Here is an 18,008-nt window from a genome sequence, read left to right as displayed (position 1 = left end):
GATTTATCCTAAAAAGTGGTTGGCAGAATCGAAATCGTTACAGTATCGTTATCAACGAACGAAATCCCCGAGCGATCGGGGCACATGATTCAGAGCAAACTTCGCTCTGATGAACATGCCGGGTTTTGCCGCACACCTGAGTCCGTCTACAGGGCAAAACCTCAACAGATACCCAATAGCATCTAGGGTAGACGGCAACGCATTGAAGCCAGGGGACTGGACGAGCGTTAGGTGGCCCTCTCGGAGCATCGTGAAAAAGACTTCAATTCGCCGTAACGTAACCCGCTCAGCAGCAGCTCTCGTAGTTGGTGGCGCAGCAGTAGCGTCTTTCGCTGCTCCCGCAAATGCTGCATCAGAGTCAACCTGGGACGCACTGGCACAGTGCGAGTCCGGTGGTAACTGGGGCATCAGCACCGGCAACGGCTTCTCCGGTGGTCTGCAGTTCACTCCTTCAACCTGGGCTGCATTTGGTGGCTCCGGTTCACCTACCACTGCTTCCAAAGCTGAGCAGATTCGTGTAGCTGAAAACGTACTTGCCGGTCAGGGCTGGGGCGCATGGCCTGCTTGCTCCGCAGAGCTTGGTCTTTACGGCTCCGGTGAAACCGCAAACACTGCTGCACCTGCAGCAGCTCCTGTTCAGGAAACCACTGTGGCACCTCAGGCTGAGGCTGTAGCGCCCGTTGCAACTGAGGCTCCTGTTGCGGTTGAAGCACCTGCTGCATCCGTCGTAACTGAGGCTCCCGTCGCTCAGGCACCTGTTGCTGTTGAAGCACCTGCTGCCCCCGTCGCAACTGAGGCTCCTGTAGCGCCCGCCGCTCAGGCACCTGTTGCCGCAACTCCTGTAGCTAACACCTACACCGTTCAGGCTGGCGATACCCTTTCAGAAATCGCTTTGGCTCACGGTTACACCTCCTACTGGGACTTGGCAGCTGCTAACGGCATCACCAACCCCGACCTCATCGAAGTTGGACAGGTTATCTACCTCTAATTCTTCAAGGAATAAAAGCTCATCATCCTTGTGATGGTTTCGAAGAACCCCGCTATGGCTCAGCTATTGCGGGGTTCTTCTCTGTTAAAAACTCATGCCGTTCTTCGGCTTCTTACTCTAATGCGCCAAATTTGGCTCTGAGAGCTAGACTAGATGAGGAAAACTTTTCGCCACTAACGGAGTATTCATGTCTGACATTACCCGTGAGACGGTAGCCCACCTTGCGGAGCTGGCTCATATTGAAATGACGGACGCCGAACTTGAGGCGCTTGCCTCAGAACTAGGCGTGATCGTTGAATCTGTAGCATCGGTATCAAATGCGGTTTCGGATGATATCCCCGCAACCTCCCACCCGATTCCTTTGAAGAACGTTTTCCGGGAAGACGTAGTAGGAGAAACTCTCACCGCTGAAGAAGCTCTCTCGGGCGCTCCCGATGAAGTTGACGGCAAATTTAAAGTTCCTGCCATTTTGGAAGAAAGCTAAGGGGGAGAGCGATGAACGAATTGATTAAACTATCAGCCGCTGAGCTGGTAGAGAAGCTTAAATCCTCGGAGATCTCTTCCGTTGAGATTACCCAGGCCCACCTGGATCGTATTGAAGCTACCGATGGTCAAACGCTGGATAGTGCTGACCGCTCTGCAGGTAAAGACGGATTGAACGCCTTCTTGCACACCAACGCTCAGCAGGCTCTGCAGGTCGCAGAAGAGGTAGACCGCGCCCGTGCCGCTGGAGATGAGCTTCCCGAACTTGCCGGTGTCCCTATTGCTATTAAAGACTTGATTGTGACCAAGGGACAGCCCACCACTGCGGCTTCACGCATGTTGGAAGGTTGGATGAGCCCCTATGACGGCACCGTAACCCAGAAGGTTCGTGCCGCTCGTATGCCGATTTTGGGTAAGACCAACCTCGACGAATTCGCTATGGGTTCTTCCACAGAGCACTCTGCGTTCGGTGTTACCCGTAATCCCTGGGCACTAGACCGCATCCCAGGTGGTTCCGGCGGCGGTTCTGCCGTTGCAGTATCTGCTTTCCAGGCTCCTTTGGCATTGGGAACCGATACCGGTGGCTCAATCCGCCAGCCTGCAGCTGTGACCGGTTCGGTCGGCGTCAAGCCCACCTACGGTTCTATCTCTCGCTACGGTGTTATCGCGATGGCGTCCTCGCTTGACCAGGTTGGTCCTTGTACCCGCACTGTTCTTGACGCTGCACTTTTGCATGAAGTTGTAGGCGGCTATGACCCGAAGGATTCCACCTCACTCAATGAACCGGTGGGGCCCTATGCAGCTCAGGCACGTGAAGGCGCTACTGAAGGCGGTCTCAAGGGTCTGCGCGTCGGTATCATCAAGGAACTGACCGGCGATGGCTTCCAGGCAGGCGTGAATGCTCGCTTCAATGAGTCCATTGAACTGCTGAAATCAGCCGGCGCTGAAATCGTTGAGGTCTCCTTGCCTTCCGTCAAGGAAGCGCTGGGAGCTTACTACCTGATTATGTCTTCTGAGGTTTCTTCTAACCTCGCCAAGTACGACGGCGTTCGTTTCGGTCTGCGTAAGCTTCCCGAAGAAGGTCCCGTAACCATCGAGCGCGTGATGAGTGCTACTCGTGCCGCCGGTTTTGGGGATGAAGCAAAGCGCCGCATCATTTTGGGTACCTACGCACTATCTGCTGGTTACTACGATGCTTACTACGGTTCTGCGCAGAAGGTCCGCACCTTGATTCAGCGCGATTATGCTGCTGCCTTTGAAAAATGCGATGTTTTGGTCTCGCCTACCGCTCCCACTACCGCTTACAAGCTGGGAGAGAAGACCGATGGCGATCCGATGGCTATGTACCTGGGTGATATCGCGACCGTACCCACCAACCTGGCAGGTGTGCCATCAATTTCAATCCCTGCCGGTCTTGCCGATGAAGACGGTTTGCCCGTCGGTATCCAGTTCACCGCTCCTGCCCATGAAGATGCACGTCTTTACCGCGTGGGAGCAGGCTTGGAGGCGTTGCTGAATAACAAGTGGGGTGCTCCGCTGTGGGCACAGATGCCCGACACCGAATCCTTGATTCGCGACTTCGATTTTGGGGGAGCTAAGTAATGTCAGAAGAAATTTTGAGCTTTGAAGAAGCGATGGAGAAGTACGACCCCGTACTTGGCTTCGAGGTGCACGTTGAGTTGAACACCAAAACGAAGATGTTCGACGACGCTCCCAACGAATTCGGCGATACTCCAAACACCAACATAACCCCTGTCTCGCTCGGTCTTCCGGGCGTACTACCGGTAGTGAACGGTAAGGCTGTCGAATCTGCTATCAAACTGGGTTTGGCGCTAGGCTGCGACATCGCAGAGGTGTCCCACTTCGCGCGTAAGAACTACTTCTACCCAGATACTCCCAAGAACTTCCAGACTTCTCAGTTCGATGAGCCCATCGCTGAGAATGGTTCGATTGATATTGAGCTTGAAGACGGCACCGTTTTCACCATTGATATTGAGCGAGCACACATGGAAGAGGATGCGGGAAAGCTCAACCACATGGGTGGCTCAGCTGGTCGCATTCAGGGCGCAGAGTTCTCTTTGGTGGACTACAACCGTGCCGGTGTGCCTCTGATTGAAATTGTGACCCGCCCCATAGTGGGTGCGGGCGAGCGAGCTCCTGAACTAGCACGAGCTTATGTTGCTGCGATCCGTGAAATCGTTAAGAACCTGGGCATCTCTGATGCGAAGATGGAGCGCGGTAACGTTCGTTGCGACGCCAATGTTTCCCTCATGCCTAAGGGAACTACTGAATTCGGTACCCGAACAGAAACTAAAAATGTTAACTCGTTGCGCTCGGTAGAGCGTGCCGTGCGCTATGAGATTCAGCGCCATGCAGCTGTTTTGGATTCTGGTCAGAAGATTGTTCAGGAAACCCGTATGTGGCATGAGGACACTCGCGAGACTACTGCGGGCCGTCCTAAATCTGATGCCGATGATTATCGTTACTTCCCAGAGCCTGACCTAGTTCCCGTTGTGACGGACTCTGAGTGGATTGAGCGTCTTCGCGCGGAACTTCCCGAGCCGCCCGCCGAGCGTCGTCGTCGCTTGAAGGCTGACTGGGGTTACTCGGACGAGGAATTCCGAGACGTCGTCAATGCTGGTGCTATGGATGCCATCGAGGAAACCGTGGCTGCAGGTGCTAGCCCGGCGGTCGCTCGTAAATGGTGGATGGGCGAAATCGCTCGTATCGCCAAGGTGCGCGAAGTCGATTTGGCTGAAACCGGTGCTACCGCCCAGACAGTGGTTGAACTCAACCAGTTGATCGAGCAGAAGAAAATCAACGACAAGATTGCCCGCCAGGTGCTGGAATTCGTCATTGCTGGTGAGGGAAGCCCCGCTGAGATTGTCGAAAAGCGCAACCTCGCTGTGGTTTCTGACGATGGCGCACTTACTGCCGCCATCGATGATGCTCTGGCTGCAATGCCCGACGTCGCAGATAAGATTCGCGGCGGTAAGGTGCAGGCAGCCGGCGCTATCGTTGGTCAGGTGATGAAGGCAACCCGTGGGCAGGCAGACGCTGGTCGCGTTCGCGAGCTCATCTTAGAGAAGCTAGGCGTAGAAGGCTAGCTCCTATAAGGCTTTCATAAGTTTCTAGGATACGCACCGTAAGAAAGCGCCGGGTAGATATTTCTACCCGGCGCTTTTTAGATAAGCACGAAAAATGTGCTTTAAAGTGGGGAAGAGCCGGCAGCGGAGTAATCTCACGCTATGCCGGCTCCTCAGGCGTTTGGTAGGGGAATCCCAAACGCTCGTTGATACTTGGCCACCAGAAAAGCACAAGTATCTGGGGTGTTGCTGAAGATAATGAAACCGACAATCAATGCTTCATTATGTTCTAGATTCTGCTAGCCACTCAAAATCTATCAGCAACGATATAAGTGTAGGAGAGCAGATGTCGCTCTTATGGCGCAGGCGGATACTAAGCGCGGTTTAAGGATGCGGTTCTTTTCTTTTTAATAGAATAAAATCAGGTCATTTCGAACTCGGTCAAAATACGCTGAAGCGCGTCCTTGATGCACGGGGATCTCGGAGAGGATCTCGGGAAGAGTAGAATTCTTCTCTGTTGGTTTTCTCGAAACCATCAGCTTTTCCGGAGCTCCTGCGGGATAATCGAAAAAGAATCTAAAAAATACGCTGGAACGTGGTTTACCGAATTGCATTGCCAAAATAGCGTCCTCCTCTTCCTGAGGAGCATCCTCAAAAGTGATGGTGTACAGTAACTCCCCACATTCTGAGGCATTGAGGGGAGTATCCAACTCAAATGAAAACATCTTGAATTTTTCATGCCATTTGCGAGAGCCACCGTGATGAATTTCTATATTCTCAACATCGGTGCCAACAGGAGCCCAGATATAATCACAAGAATCTTCTAATGCCCGAAAGACGAGATTGCACCGTATCTTATAGCTGCGAAATTTTTTATCAACGTAAACATCGTAGAGCGTGGTAGTGAAATCAAACCGAGGAATACGTTTTTCATCAGGAGGTGTTTCTTGAGTTGCATTAAGCGCAATGAGATCAGATATTTTCTGCGCAACATGTGAATCGATAGGAAACGTTTCGGTAAAAAGACGGAGGGTATCAAGAGTGAGTCGTTCACCAAGAATTGCCCGCCGTACGCGATCTTTGTACCGGTTCGGTGGAGACTCGATTCCATACCGGGACCATTCAGAGGCTGAAATAGCACGAGAAATAGCTCGATAACTCAACACATTTTTATCTGTGGCTATGTTATCCGAAATATAGCGGGACCATATTTTGTGAGTGGAAGGTTCTAAGAGGGCATCCCGTAGCAACAGACTTGCCTGATTGGTATGGGCAGGAGAAGAGGTTTGCGGCTGAAGCTGAGAGAGAAAAGAATTTACTCGTTGATCAATTTTTTCGCGCTTTTTTGTCATGCTTTACTCTTTGGTCGATCCTGGGACAAGAACATTACCTCGCATGTTTATATCCCCGAATTTCCCGTCGGGGCGTCGTATCGGCCATATGAATCCGCAGTAAGCTTTATGAATCACTGGATAATGCATTGAATAATGGGTATGATCGGGGGAAAGAATTTCCTCCACGACGGGATTTTCATAGGCATTGTCATCCCAAAAACAATGACGAATTACTGCGGGTCCCTCGTCGAAAATAAGCAAAGTGGTGACATTGAACTTTGGTCTTTCTGAAGCACCAATTCCAAAGTGATTGACGAAGTCTGGGTTGTCTTCGACCTGTTCTTGTACGTATGCCCGTACATGTAGACGGTGAATCTCCCCTTTAGCGAGAGGGTAAGGGGCTTCAATGACGAGATTATAAATATCATTTTCTTCGTTTTCTGCCCCCGCCTCATACTCGGTAGTAATCTTTTTGAGTTTTCCGCCTTCGACAATTTCAATATCTAAACCAGCGCCTTCAAAGAGCGGATTGAAATATTGCAATTTATCGTGCTCGACCATTACCACCTCAACAAAATCAAATTGCCGAATGAGACCATCTTTATTGATAGTAAGAGTGAGAGTTTCCGAGAGGGTGACGTATTCGCGCTTAGGATCTTGCCGTCGGGCATGGTTGGCATGACGGGAAACAATCGATTTATCGAGGTAGCGGTGATGCACGATAGCGCGCCAGAGTTCATCGGCTTCGGATGCTGTAAAACCAAATGCGGAGATAAATCGCATTGCTGTGCGGTCGGTGAGCATTTCACCTTTGAGCGCACGGCGGATTGAATCCTTGTACTGCTCAGGTGCTATCTCGTGACCGGCGGCATCGGAGAGTTCGTATGCCATGAAGGTTGCCACAGCACGAATGTTGACGCCTTTTCCCCGACGGCGTTGTACGAACTGCCCCCACATATCTCGGTAGGGAGCTTGCATCAGAAGACTTTCGAGAACTTCATGGGGGAAACGGGGAGCAACGGAGTGAGACGCGGGGGCGTATTCAGTTGGACTCATTCCAACCATCCTGGTCGAGCAAGTATGTCAGTGCAAAAGCGTAAATCCAGGCGGTTTCTTTCCACTGCGTGTACCGCCCTGAGCCGCCGCCGTGACCGCCGTCCATCTCAATTTTGAGTAATGGTGTAGGGGAATCGGGTGAAATTGTTTCTCGCAGTTTTGCCACCCATTTGGCTGGCTCAACGTAGAACACACGAGTGTCATTAAGACTGGTCACCGCAACGATAGGCGGGTAAGTTGCCTGGCGGATATTCTCGTAAGGAGTGTACGACTTCATGTAGGAGTAGACTTCAGGGTCTTCGATGGGATTACCCCATTCTTCCCATTCCAGCGCAGAGAGAGGCAGATTGGGATCAAGAATGGTGGTCAAGGCATCGACGAAAGGAACATCGGCAATAGCCGCACAGTATTTTTCCGGAGCGAGGTTAAGGGTCGCACCTATCAAAAGACCCCCTGCGGATCCACCGTGGATGGCAATACGCTGGGCGTCTACCCAGTCCAGTTGCCCTAAGAATTCGGTGGCGTCGACAAAGTCAAAAAAAGTATTTTTCTTCTGAAGTTTCTTGCCGTCCTGATACCAAGACCGCCCCAGCTCACCGCCACCGCGAATATGGGCGACAACAAAGATGACACCGCGGTCGAGCAGGGATAGGCGGGGAATCGAAAAATAGGGGTCGACCGAGACTTCGTAGGAGCCATAGCCGTACTGCAACACCGGATTTTCTCGGGACTTATCGAGATCAGCCCGATGCACCACCGACAGCGGAATCATCTTTCCATCGCGCGCAGGAGCCCACATCCGATAGGCAAGGTAATCCTCGGAGTCAAAGCCCCCAAGAAGCGGCGTCTCTCTGCGTAGAATTAGTGATTCTTGTTCTGGAAAATAATCAAAGATACGGGTAGGAGTTACCCATGAGGTGTAATTAATGCGGACGATGGGCGAATCGACCGAAGTGCTCAGTACCCCGGTAGTGTAAATTTCTTCGGTAAAACCAGCGGGCTCAGTGAAAGTAAGACCGGCGGGGGAATCCGTTACCTTCAGCTGCGCAAGAGCATCTAAAGAAGCCAGGAAAACTTTGACCGTGGTATCTTGGCGAGCAGTTACTACTAGATGGCGCGACGAAAAGGAGACTCCCTCCACACGCACGTCGTCACGATGGGGCATTACCTTAATCCACTGCTGCCGTAAGTCTGAGAATCCTAGCCCGGTGGGCATCGGAGAGAGCACTATCTCTGAGTTAATCGCCTCGAAATCGTGCACCATGATGAGATATTGTTGCCCCGCTATGATGATGGGTTCAACGCTGTATTGCACACGCTCTGTCCGCGGAATCACGACCATCGGTGTGGTACGAAGATTGTCTGTGGGCACCAAGCGAACCTCAGTGAATTCGGAAGAGAACGACGTGAGCACCACATGAGTTCGGTCTTCTGAAAGATTAGCTTCGAGCCACATCCCTTGATCGGGTTCCTTGAAGAGCACGATATCTTCATCCGAGCTGTTGATTTTGTGTGCGCGAATTTCATAGGGGCGCCACGAGTCGTCGACCAAGGAATAGATGAGATAGGTGGCGTCGGCAGTGAGAAAAGCACCAGCAAAAATATCTTCGAGACGATCCGAGCTGATTTCTCCGGTGTTCAGATTCTTGAAGTACTGCGTGTAGCGCTCGTCGCCGGCGTCATCGACGCCGAAGGTCAGGAGCTCACCATCGAGCGAGGGCTCAAAGGAACCAAGCGAGAAAAAAGGTAAATCAGCTGCGAAAGCATTGCAATCGAGCAGAGTTTCTTCTCCCTCTAACTGCTGATTCGATTCAACCAGCGGAGGGGTGAAACGTTCCTCTACGCTTCCTTCTCGAACCGCTGGGACGCGGCACATCAGGGGGTACTGTTGCCCCTCGACCGTGCGTGAAAAATACCACCAGTTGCCCTTACGGGTGGGCACCGATAAATCGGTCTCTAGTGTGCGACCTTTGATTTCATCAAAAATGGTTTGGCGCAATGGTTGTTGCTGGGCGGTAACCTTTTCGCAGTATTCGTTTTCCGCTGTGAGGTAATCGATAACCTCTGACTTCTCTTTCTCTCGCAACCATTCAAAAGAATCGTAAAAAGTATCGTCATGAAAGACTCTGGTAGTCATCTGCTGACGCGCACGAGGCGCAGGCAACGGAGAAAAAGTAGTCATAAGAAGTCCCCTCTAGTTGTGATGCAACCCCATGTTGGGTGTTCATGGCTATATCCCCATTTTAGACGCTATTCAAATAGTTCGGTTCTAGAGCATCGGCGTGCTTTGAGCAAATACATGTTTTTGGCACCGCGAATGTTAACTCTATGACAAAATATGACGCCGAAATTCTGAGGGTCAGAAATGTTCGACATAAAACTCTGCCCTCCTTGACCCTCCCTAGCCTCCTTTGGCTAGCATGAAAGCAGGTCAAGAGAACCAGTGTTAAGCCCCAGCTTACTGGTCGGCAACCCTCCTCTCGCGGTGGGGTGCCCTGGGTGATGACCGGGTACACCTCACCGGCGGGGTGTGCAAGCGCGGGACCGATGCCCCATCTTCTTTGGGGACATACCTACCATCAATAATCTTTGTTGCGATCACTAGACACCCTAAAGATTTGGCATGCGGTTCCAACGTCTACAACCTATTTGGAGCAAGCATGACTAACGAACAGAACGCCATACCCACTCCTTCGCAGCCTGAAGGATGGAAATTCGAAACGAAACAAATTCACGCAGGACAAGAACCTGATTCGGCAACCGGCGCCCGTGCCCTACCGATTTACCAATCCACCTCGTTCGTCTTCAAGAATTCAGAGCAGGCGGCTAATCGCTTTGCCCTGGCAGAACTGGGGCCCATCTATACCCGCATTAACAACCCCACTCAAGAGGCAGTCGAAAACCGAATCGCCGCTTTGGAAGGTGGCGTAGGAGCACTTTTACTTTCTTCGGGTCAAGCGGCAACGACGAACGCTATCTTGAACGTGGCAGGAGCAGGCGACCATATCGTCGCGTCCCCTTCTCTTTACGGCGGATCCTTTAACCTGCTCAAATACACCCTGGCTAATTTAGGTATCGAAACTACGTTCGTCGCTGATCCTCTCAATATCGAGGACTGGAAGAACGCGGTGCGCCCCAACACCAAGGCGTTCTTTGGCGAAACGCTGCCTAACCCTCGGGGCGATGTCTTTGATATCGAGCCGATTGCAGAGGTCGCCCACGAGGCAGGCGTACCTCTTATTGTCGATAACACCATCCCTACCCCTTTCCTCTTAAACCCTTTCAAATTTGGCGCAGACATCGTGGTACATTCCGCCACCAAATACCTTGGCGGACACGGAACATCGGTGGGAGGAGCCATCGTAGATTCGGGTAATTTCGACTTTGGGAAAGACCCCGAGAAATTCCCCCTCTTCAACACACCAGATGAGGGTTACCACGGGCTGGTCTACGCCCGCGATTTAGGTAAGAACGGCGCATTCGGCGTCAATCTCTCTTACATTCTCAAAGCGCGCGTAGGGTTGCTCCGCGATTTGGGGCAGTCTATATCTCCTTTTAACGCGTTCAACATAGCAATTGGGCTTGAAACTCTTTCGTTACGCGTCGAACGCCATATAGAAAACGCCACTAAGGTAGCGCAATTCCTCGAAAATCACGACGCCGTGGAATCGGTGCAGTGGGCGGGGCTAGAATCATCGCCCTACTACGAGCTCAAGCAGAAGTACATTCCCCGTGGCCCCGGCGCCGTCCTCGGGTTCACTCTCAAGAATGCTGATTCAGCAAAAGCGCAGAAGTTCGTAGATGCGCTCCAACTCCACTCGCTGTTGGTGAATATAGGCGACGTGCGTTCGCTGGCGGTTCACCCGGCATCGACCACTCATTCCCAGTCCAGCGTAGAAGAACTCGAAGCATTGGGAATCAATCCCGCTTTCGTGCGCCTCTCTGTAGGTATCGAAAATATTGACGATATCTTGGCGGACCTGGAATTGGGATTCTCCGCCGTAGCCTAAAAGTATGTGTGCGCTGACCGGCGTTATCGCGCGCCGTGAGTTTTCGAAGGAGAGAACGTCTTGACGATTGCCCCCACCCAACCGCAGCAGGTGAAAACACCGCAGAACGGGCTAGTTCAAACGTGTGAAATTGGCAGCCTCACCTTAGAATCCTTAGAGATCATTCCCCAGGTCACTCTGGCGTTTGAAACCTGGGGGGAGCTCAATGAACACCGCGATAATGCTGTTCTCATTTTGCACGCGCTCACCGGCGATACACATGTTTCCCGGGCGAACATAACCGAGGATTCCCATACCACCAGCCCCGCCCAAGCGGCGGGCTGGTGGGAGGGGATCGTGGGCCCCGGTTGCGTGATTGATACTGAAAAATACTTTGTTCTAGCTCCCAATATTCTGGGCGGTTGCTACGGCTCTACGGGGCCGTCATCACCTACCCCTGAATCTATTGATTCATCGCGAAAGCCGTGGGGATCGAGGTTTCCTCTGGTAACAATTCGAGATACTGTCCATGCTGAAGCGCATCTGGCGGATGCCCTGGGGATAGAAACTTTCTACGCCGTAGTAGGCGGTTCGTTAGGCGGCGCTCGCGCTATGGAGTGGGCACTCACTTACCCGCACCGGGTAGAGCACTGTGTCGTCATTGCGTCAGGTCCCTCTGCTACAGCCGATCAGATTGCTTGGGCACAGTCACAAAACCTCGCGATTTCCCTGGACCCGAATTTTGCCGGCGGAGACTATTACGATGGATTACCCCCTGAAGGTGGCTTAGGTCTTGCTCGGCGCATCGCGCACACCACCTATCGTTCAGCCCCTGAACTCCATTTTAGATTTGGCCGAGTGGCCCAACGTGGGGAGCAACCACTGCAAAAATGTCAGGCAGGGGAGCGGGGACGCTACGCCGTTGAATCCTATTTGGATTATCATGCGAAAAAACTTGCGGACCGCTTCGATGCCAATAGCTATTTGGCGATTAATAATGCGCTAATCAGCCACGACATCACACGCGGACGGGGCTCCCTGACCACTGCTTTGGCAGCGTCAACTTGTGAATGGAATATCGCCTACGTTGATTCGGATCGTCTCTTTTATCCCTCGGAATCTATCGTCATGGCTGCTTCGCTACCTCAGCCGGGGGAAGCTACGGCGATTCTTTCGCCGTCGGGGCATGACGGGTTTTTGATTGAAACCGATCAGATCGAACGGGTCTTACGCCGTACCTTCTAAGGTAAGCTGGCGAGCATGAATTTCGTTATTGAATACTCCAACCGTCCTGAAGAGCGCGAAGGTACTCACCTGATTCTCATGCTGCACGGGTATGGTTCCAACGAGCGTGACCTTTTGCAAATCGGTGAAATGCTTGGCGGATCAGTGACCTACGCCGGTCTGCGTGCGCCTCAACCTGTGGGTACTCCGCTGTCCGAGGTAGGGGACACCGCAATCATCCCCGGCGCTGCTTTTGGCTACCAGTGGTATCCGCTAACGAACACGCTGGAATCGAATCAACGTGCGGTGGAACTTGCGACCGACTACGTGATTGATTTTCTAGAACAGGAAACTACAGGTTATGAGGCAGTGACCCTGATGGGGTTCTCGCAGGGCATGGCAATGGCGACGTCGGTGGCGCGCCGTCGTCCAGACCTCGTCCATGCAGTCATTGGTTGCAGTGGGTTTGTGATTCCTGACGGTGAAGACTATTTCAAGGATGCTGAGTTTAAGGCGAAGAACATGCCAGTTTTCTACGGTCGTGGTGATGCCGATACCGTTATTTCCCCCGAACGTGTGGACTTTGCAACGACCTGGCTCAAAGAGAGCGCACAGGTGGAGTTGCACGTCTACCAGGGATTGCCCCACTCTATTAACCCTGAAGAAGTACGAGATATCGCCCGCTTTATGCAGAAACATATTCTCTAATATTTTAGAAGTCCGCCAAGAGGAGTGCTTGGCGGACTTTGGGGGAGGGGGGAACATCTTAGTTTTCCACGGTCACCCGTGCAGCGAATCCGTTAAGTTCGACGACGTCGCCGTCGTGTAGCTGCTTTCCGCGTGCTTCTTCAATGTCGCCGTTAACTTTCACGAGACCATTTTGAATGACTTCGCGTGCCTGTGCGCCGTCTTCGACTAGATTTGCCAGTTTGATGAACTGGCCTAAGCGAATCATGTCGTCCCGAATCAATACTTCTTCAATTTCATTCATGCCGCTCATTCTATCGGGTGTGAGCTAACTGTTAGGCTGGAAGTAGCGCAAGAGCGCGCAAGACATTTATCCAACCCCTGCACGTCGTATCCAGCGGCGGAGTACTAGGAGTAAAGCATGGCAGCTAAATCCACCCTTGATAACGTCATCACCCTGGCTAAGCGCCGCGGGTTTGTTTTCCAGGCAGGTGAGATTTACGGCGGTACCCGCTCAGCATGGGACTACGGCCCTCTCGGCGTGGAACTGAAAGAGAACATTCGTAACGAATGGTGGAAGACTTTCGTGCGCGGACGTGAGGACATGGTGGGCCTTGACTCATCGGTTATTCTTCCCCGCGCAGTGTGGGAGGCATCCGGCCACGTAGCGACTTTCACCGATCCGTTGGTGGAGTGCCTCTCCTGCCACACCCGTCTTCGCCAGGATCACTTGCTGGAGGCTTTTGAAGATAAGCACGGCAAGGCTCCTGAAAATGGTATGGCAGATATTAACTGCCCCAAGTGCGGTAATAAGGGTCAGTGGACTGAGCCTCAGAACTTCTCCGGTTTGATGAAAACCTACCTGGGTCCTGTTGATAATGAAGAGGGGCTGCACTACCTGCGTCCTGAAACCGCTCAGGGTATTTTCGTGAACTTCAACAACGTCGTCACTGCTGCTCGCAAGCGCCCTCCTTTTGGTATTGGGCAGATTGGTAAGGCGTTCCGTAACGAAATCACTCCCGGTAACTTCATTTTCCGCACCCGCGAATTTGAGCAGATGGAGATCGAGTACTTCGTTCACCCCGACGACGCTCAGCAGCACTTCGATACCTGGGTTGAGGATTGCTGGAACTGGTTTGTTGACCTGGGCATTAACCCCGACAACATGCGTAAGTTTGATGTACCTGAGGACGACCGCGCGCATTACTCCGATGGCACTATCGACCTCGAATACAACTTCGGTTTCCAAGGCAACGCCTGGGGCGAGTTGATGGGTGTTGCTAACCGCACCAATTACGACCTCGGCGTCCACAACGAGCATTCCAACGCTAAGCTGGAATATTTCGACCAGGGAACCGGTGAACGCTACGTTCCTTACGTGATTGAACCGTCCTTCGGGCTGACCCGCGCGATGATGGCGTTCTTGGTTGATTCCTATGTTGAGGACGAAGCCCCCAACACTAAGGGCGGCGTTGATAAGCGCACCGTGCTCAAGCTTGATCCCCGCTTGGCACCGGTCAAGGCCGCAGTTCTTCCTCTGTCTAAGAAAGAAGAGCTGACACCGACCGCAGAGAAGCTGGCGGCTGAATTGCGTAAGAACTGGAATATTGACTACGATACGTCGGGAGCTATCGGACGCCGCTACCGCCGTCAGGACGAAATCGGTACTCCATTCTGCATCACCGTTGACTTCGATACTCTCGAAGACCAGGCAGTGACGATTCGTGAACGCGACACCATGAACCAGGAGCGCGTTGCACTAGATCAGGTCAAGAGCTATCTCGCATCTAAACTTGTAGGCTAGTAGCCGCCTTTATAGAAATGCCCCCATGCTGAGAACCCACTCGGCATGGGGGCATTTTTACAATGAAGCAAGGGGATAGGAAAAATCAGATCGAGACGGTGGCGAGGGCAGGTGCACTGATCATGTCTGGATTTTTCAAGCTTTCCCAATCTTTGCGAAGAATTGATTTGATAATCGAATCATGAAAGGTGCCGTTGTAATAGAGTGTTTCGCGCAGTCGCCCCTCGGTCACAAAACCACAGGAGGAGTAGACGTATCGCGCACGCTTATTGAAATCGTAGACTTCCAAAGAAATACGGTTGAGACCGAGTTTCTCGAAACCGTAGTCCACCATGAGACGGGTGGCTTCGGTTCCCAAACCGCGACCGCGGCCACCCTCGCCAATTGCAATACGGTAATTGACGGATTTGTTGCGTGGGTCGTATTCGTTAAAAACTACTTCACCCACATACTGCTGGGTGTCTTTGCAAAAAATCGCTAAATCGAGACGGTTCTTCTGCTGGTTTCGTGTTTCATACCAGTGTTGAGCTTCTGAGAGGCTGTGCTCTTCTTCTGCTTGCTCCATGGTGTGTACTGATCCCGTCTTAACCAGTACCTCAGGATCTTTCAAGATCTCGACCATCGCGGAAGTTGCTTCATCGTTAAAGGGGCGAAGCTCTACTAGAGAACCAGTGAGCGTGGGCTTGGATAATAACATATCTGCAATAGTCATATTCTTACCCTACGGAACTCTCAGATACCTTGGCAAAAGACTGCTTTAAACTGCACCGACGTGCATATGAACACTTGGTGAACCACCTCTTCTCAGCCAGCAGATGGAGCCTTTCCGCTTTAGTTTTGCCTGCGCTAAAGTTGAGTGAAATTGGAATTTGACCCATCTAAGAAATGATTTCCCTCCCGATGAAAAATGATTTGACTTTTCGCCCCTGGCAAGAGGGCGACGACCTCGAGCTACTCCAAATTTGGCCCGACGCCGAAAGCACTTCAGCGGCGACTTTCCGGGCGTCTTTCGCTCCGGATTCTGACGAATCGCCCTGGCGCCGCACCCTTGTTGCTGAGCATAAAGGGGTAGCGATTGCCGCTGCAACTGTCTATGAAACGTCCCTGCATACTGAGCATCTATGGGCATATGTTGAGGTGGCGCCCGACCATCGCCGGGGCGGGATTGGCACCGAACTGTTAGAACGCCTGCGTAGGCTTGCTCAAGACTCTCCTTCGGGAGTAGTCTCGCTTCGCTCAAAAGTTGATGTGGAGTCCGATGCCGTTGAATTTGCGTTAGCCCAAGGTTTCAAGAAGATCCAGCGCACACGCGTCGTTCGACTAGAGGCTGGGTCTGTTCCCGGTGTACTCCTCCACCAGAACGATGAGGGAGAAATGACTCAAGCAATTGAAGATATTGCTACCGGCTCTGTAGAACTCACTCAAAAGGTCTGGGATTTCTATCAGCGTTCGCATCAGTGGGACCCTCCGGCGCAGACGTCGCTGGGCCGCGTAAACAGGCTTTTCCTCTCCGATGAGGCAGAAGCATTCGGCGCATTGGTTCTACGAGATGATGTTCTCTCGGCACGAGCAAATGGGAAAAAAGGTGACATCAAAGCGTTCGCCGTCAGCTACCGTCCGCTAGAGCACGACATGCCGGGATTTGAGGTAGAGGACGATGCGGCTACCGAAGTTCTGCTGGGATACGACTTTGACTATCCCCAGGCCCGAGAGGCAATCCTGCAGATGCTTTCACCCCTGGCTGCCCAGTATCCCGTCACTGTGGAGGTCACCGAATCGATGAAAGACTTGTCCATCTTGATTGATCAGCTCATAAAGATGGGGGCTGCATCGGTGGTGGAGAACTCCTTTGTAGTCGTAGATTAAATTTTTCGAATTATTCGTTGAGCGGATTTAACCTCGATTTATCCGGTGTTTCAACTTGTAAAACTAGGGTTTTGGGTGGCTGAGAGCCCTGCAATAAATCGTAAAATCAGGAAACTTACTATCAGTACGCTTAGTTTGAGTTGCAAAACGATGATGAGCATGCTTATGATATTTCTGGTCGATGCGTCAGACCGAAGTTCGGTAAACGAATGAACTTCGGAAATCCGTATCAAAGCAAAGTTAGAAAGAGGAAACAATGACTAACGCAAACACTATTGAAAACCTGAAGCGTTCCACCGTCTTTTCACAGGACGGCGAGAAAATCGGTAAGGTCGGCGTTGTATACGTAGACGCTGATACTTCAGAGCCCACTTTCGTAACTGTAAACACCGGTCTGTTCGGCACCAACGAATCCTTCATTCCTGTTAACCAGGCACAGTACAACGGTGACGACATCACCGTTCCTTTCAGCAAGGAATTCGTCAAGGACGCTCCGAACATTGCTGAAGACGGCGAACTTTCACCTGAAGAAGAACAGCGCATCTACGACTACTACAATGGTCACTCAGGCATCACCAACGAGCGTCGTGAAAACCACGCTGGTGTAGCAGGCGCAGGCACCGCAGCAGGTGTTGCTGGTGACCGTCACGCAGACCACACCGACCGTCACGCAGCTGCTGGTGTAGACCAGGATCGCCGCGAAGCTCATGCTGGTCGCGACGGCGACGTTGTAGCTCACGAAGAGCGCCTAAACGTTTCCAACACCGCAACTGCTCGCGAAACCGGTCGTGTTCGTCTGCGCAAGGTTGTTACCACCGACACCGAGACCGTTGAGGTTCCCGTACGTCGCGAAGAAATCCATGTAGAGCGCGAGAAGATTGATCCTAACTCAGCAGAGGCACGCACCAACGCTGGCTACGACTTCAAGGAAGGCGCAGAGGACGTAACCGTAACCGCTTACGAAGAGCGACCCAACGTTACCGTAGACACCGTTGCTACCGAGCGCGTCAACGTTTCAAAGGACGTTCACACCGACACCGAGCGTGTACAGGGTGAAGTTCGCAAGGAAGAAATCCGCGTTGAAGGCGACGATGTAGATGCTCGTGACCGCAAGGATCGCATCTAATTTTGATTGCCTCAGGCAAACTTATTAGCTAAGCATTAAAAGAGTCTCCCATTCATTCGAGTGGGAGACTCTTTGTATAAGAAATACTTTTCAAATATAAACTTTTAAAGTTCGGAGGATACTCCCATGTCAGAGCTCATTGATCCCCGCAAGAAATTTCCCGTTATTTCTCCCCCCGAGCAGAGCCAGCCTAATCCCGGTCTAGATATCGAGATGACTCCTCTGGCAGATATCGGCGAAGAAAGCTACAAAGGCAACGGTCGGTTGAAGGGTCGTAAGGCGCTTATTACCGGTGGCGATTCTGGTCTCGGCGCGGCGGTTGCTATCGCTTATGCACGTGAAGGCGCAGATGTGGCGATATCCTA

General features: G+C 52.1%; 15 protein-coding genes, 1 pseudogene and 1 riboswitch. Of the genes and pseudogenes, 11 read left to right on the top strand and 5 right to left on the bottom strand.

Annotation, left to right across the window (positions count from 1 at the left end):
• The first annotated feature begins 250 nt into the window (after positions 1-250).
• The 4 genes from A7E48_RS07300 to gatB all read left to right on the top strand — a co-directional run bounded on the left by A7E48_RS07300 (position 251) and on the right by gatB (position 4,578).
• Entirely contained in the window at positions 251-988 is a 738-nt protein-coding gene (locus A7E48_RS07300) for a transglycosylase family protein (protein ID WP_233126027.1), read from the top strand.
• Between the two features lie 187 nt (positions 989-1,175).
• On the top strand, positions 1,176-1,472 hold the full coding sequence (gatC, locus tag A7E48_RS07295; RefSeq protein ID WP_068171536.1) for an Asp-tRNA(Asn)/Glu-tRNA(Gln) amidotransferase subunit GatC: 297 nt from the start codon (positions 1,176-1,178) through the stop codon (positions 1,470-1,472).
• A gap of 11 nt (positions 1,473-1,483) precedes the next feature.
• Positions 1,484-3,073, top strand: a complete 1,590-nt coding sequence (gatA, locus tag A7E48_RS07290; RefSeq protein ID WP_068171533.1) for an Asp-tRNA(Asn)/Glu-tRNA(Gln) amidotransferase subunit GatA — start codon at positions 1,484-1,486, stop codon at positions 3,071-3,073.
• Positions 3,073-4,578, top strand: coding sequence for an Asp-tRNA(Asn)/Glu-tRNA(Gln) amidotransferase subunit GatB (gene gatB, locus A7E48_RS07285; RefSeq protein WP_068171530.1), 1,506 nt, complete (start codon positions 3,073-3,075; stop codon positions 4,576-4,578). The genes gatA and gatB overlap by 1 nt, the downstream gene beginning before the upstream one ends.
• Positions 4,579-4,964: 386 nt before the next feature.
• Here gatB and A7E48_RS07280 read toward each other — a convergent pair whose 3' ends face one another.
• Genes A7E48_RS07280 through A7E48_RS07270 form a run of 3 tightly spaced genes read right to left on the bottom strand, consistent with a single transcriptional unit; the run spans position 4,965 to position 9,129 of the window.
• On the bottom strand, positions 4,965-5,909 hold the full coding sequence (locus A7E48_RS07280; RefSeq protein ID WP_068171527.1) for a hypothetical protein: 945 nt from the start codon (positions 5,907-5,909) through the stop codon (positions 4,965-4,967).
• A gap of 3 nt (positions 5,910-5,912) precedes the next feature.
• Entirely contained in the window at positions 5,913-6,947 is a 1,035-nt protein-coding gene (locus tag A7E48_RS07275; protein ID WP_068171526.1) for a hypothetical protein, read from the bottom strand.
• Positions 6,934-9,129, bottom strand: coding sequence for a S9 family peptidase (locus A7E48_RS07270; protein WP_068171523.1), 2,196 nt, complete (start codon positions 9,127-9,129; stop codon positions 6,934-6,936). Before A7E48_RS07270 ends, A7E48_RS07275 begins: the two co-directional genes overlap by 14 nt.
• A gap of 247 nt (positions 9,130-9,376) precedes the next feature.
• Positions 9,377-9,492: riboswitch (SAM riboswitch) on the top strand.
• A gap of 115 nt (positions 9,493-9,607) precedes the next feature.
• Here A7E48_RS07270 and A7E48_RS07265 point away from each other — a divergent pair.
• Genes A7E48_RS07265 through A7E48_RS07255 form a run of 3 tightly spaced genes read left to right on the top strand, consistent with a single transcriptional unit; the run spans position 9,608 to position 12,868 of the window.
• Positions 9,608-10,957 (top strand): O-acetylhomoserine aminocarboxypropyltransferase/cysteine synthase family protein, encoded by a 1,350-nt coding sequence (locus tag A7E48_RS07265; RefSeq protein ID WP_068171520.1) that lies wholly within the window; start codon positions 9,608-9,610, stop codon positions 10,955-10,957.
• A 60-nt stretch (positions 10,958-11,017) separates the two neighbouring features.
• A complete protein-coding gene (locus tag A7E48_RS07260; protein ID WP_068171517.1) occupies positions 11,018-12,181 on the top strand; it encodes a homoserine O-acetyltransferase in 1,164 nt (387 codons plus the stop codon).
• Between the two features lie 15 nt (positions 12,182-12,196).
• Entirely contained in the window at positions 12,197-12,868 is a 672-nt protein-coding gene (locus A7E48_RS07255) for an alpha/beta hydrolase (RefSeq protein ID WP_068171514.1), read from the top strand.
• A gap of 58 nt (positions 12,869-12,926) precedes the next feature.
• Here the strand turns inward: A7E48_RS07255 and A7E48_RS07250 are convergent, their stop codons facing one another.
• Positions 12,927-13,151 (bottom strand): RNA-binding S4 domain-containing protein, encoded by a 225-nt coding sequence (locus A7E48_RS07250; protein WP_186303172.1) that lies wholly within the window; start codon positions 13,149-13,151, stop codon positions 12,927-12,929.
• 117 nt (positions 13,152-13,268) lie between these two features.
• Between A7E48_RS07250 and A7E48_RS07245 the strand changes: the two genes are divergently transcribed.
• Positions 13,269-14,651, top strand: a complete 1,383-nt coding sequence (locus A7E48_RS07245; protein WP_068171508.1) for a glycine--tRNA ligase — start codon at positions 13,269-13,271, stop codon at positions 14,649-14,651.
• Positions 14,652-14,736: 85 nt separating this feature from the next.
• Here the strand turns inward: A7E48_RS07245 and A7E48_RS07240 are convergent, their stop codons facing one another.
• Positions 14,737-15,363, bottom strand: coding sequence for a GNAT family N-acetyltransferase (locus tag A7E48_RS07240; RefSeq protein ID WP_198924133.1), 627 nt, complete (start codon positions 15,361-15,363; stop codon positions 14,737-14,739).
• Between the two features lie 188 nt (positions 15,364-15,551).
• Between A7E48_RS07240 and A7E48_RS07235 the strand changes: the two genes are divergently transcribed.
• The 3 genes and pseudogenes from A7E48_RS07235 to A7E48_RS07225 all read left to right on the top strand — a co-directional run.
• Positions 15,552-16,517, top strand: coding sequence for a GNAT family N-acetyltransferase (locus A7E48_RS07235; RefSeq protein ID WP_068171503.1), 966 nt, complete (start codon positions 15,552-15,554; stop codon positions 16,515-16,517).
• A 256-nt stretch (positions 16,518-16,773) separates the two neighbouring features.
• Entirely contained in the window at positions 16,774-17,643 is an 870-nt protein-coding gene (locus A7E48_RS07230) for a DUF2382 domain-containing protein (protein WP_068171499.1), read from the top strand.
• 126 nt (positions 17,644-17,769) lie between these two features.
• Positions 17,770-18,008 (top strand): annotated as a pseudogene (locus A7E48_RS07225) (NAD(P)-dependent dehydrogenase); the annotation flags it as partial.

Origin of the sequence: Rothia sp. ND6WE1A, assembly GCF_001683935.1 — a bacterium.
Taxonomy (GTDB): Bacteria; Actinomycetota; Actinomycetes; order Actinomycetales; family Micrococcaceae; genus Rothia; species Rothia amarae.
Note: the sequence above shows the minus strand (reverse complement) of the source record. Positions and strands in the feature narration are given on the sequence as shown.

Coding starts and splice junctions, on each gene's coding strand:
- A7E48_RS07235 (WP_068171503.1), top strand. CDS start 15,552: ATGAAAAATGATTTGACTTTTCGCCCCTGGCAAGAGGGCGACGACCTC.
- A7E48_RS07280 (WP_068171527.1), bottom strand. CDS start 5,909: ATGACAAAAAAGCGCGAAAAAATTGATCAACGAGTAAATTCTTTTCTC.
- gatB (WP_068171530.1), top strand. CDS start 3,073: ATGTCAGAAGAAATTTTGAGCTTTGAAGAAGCGATGGAGAAGTACGAC.
- A7E48_RS07255 (WP_068171514.1), top strand. CDS start 12,197: ATGAATTTCGTTATTGAATACTCCAACCGTCCTGAAGAGCGCGAAGGT.
- A7E48_RS07265 (WP_068171520.1), top strand. CDS start 9,608: ATGACTAACGAACAGAACGCCATACCCACTCCTTCGCAGCCTGAAGGA.
- A7E48_RS07245 (WP_068171508.1), top strand. CDS start 13,269: ATGGCAGCTAAATCCACCCTTGATAACGTCATCACCCTGGCTAAGCGC.
- A7E48_RS07270 (WP_068171523.1), bottom strand. CDS start 9,129: ATGACTACTTTTTCTCCGTTGCCTGCGCCTCGTGCGCGTCAGCAGATG.
- A7E48_RS07240 (WP_198924133.1), bottom strand. CDS start 15,363: ATGACTATTGCAGATATGTTATTATCCAAGCCCACGCTCACTGGTTCT.
- A7E48_RS07275 (WP_068171526.1), bottom strand. CDS start 6,947: ATGAGTCCAACTGAATACGCCCCCGCGTCTCACTCCGTTGCTCCCCGT.
- A7E48_RS07250 (WP_186303172.1), bottom strand. CDS start 13,151: ATGAATGAAATTGAAGAAGTATTGATTCGGGACGACATGATTCGCTTA.
- gatC (WP_068171536.1), top strand. CDS start 1,176: ATGTCTGACATTACCCGTGAGACGGTAGCCCACCTTGCGGAGCTGGCT.
- A7E48_RS07230 (WP_068171499.1), top strand. CDS start 16,774: ATGACTAACGCAAACACTATTGAAAACCTGAAGCGTTCCACCGTCTTT.
- gatA (WP_068171533.1), top strand. CDS start 1,484: ATGAACGAATTGATTAAACTATCAGCCGCTGAGCTGGTAGAGAAGCTT.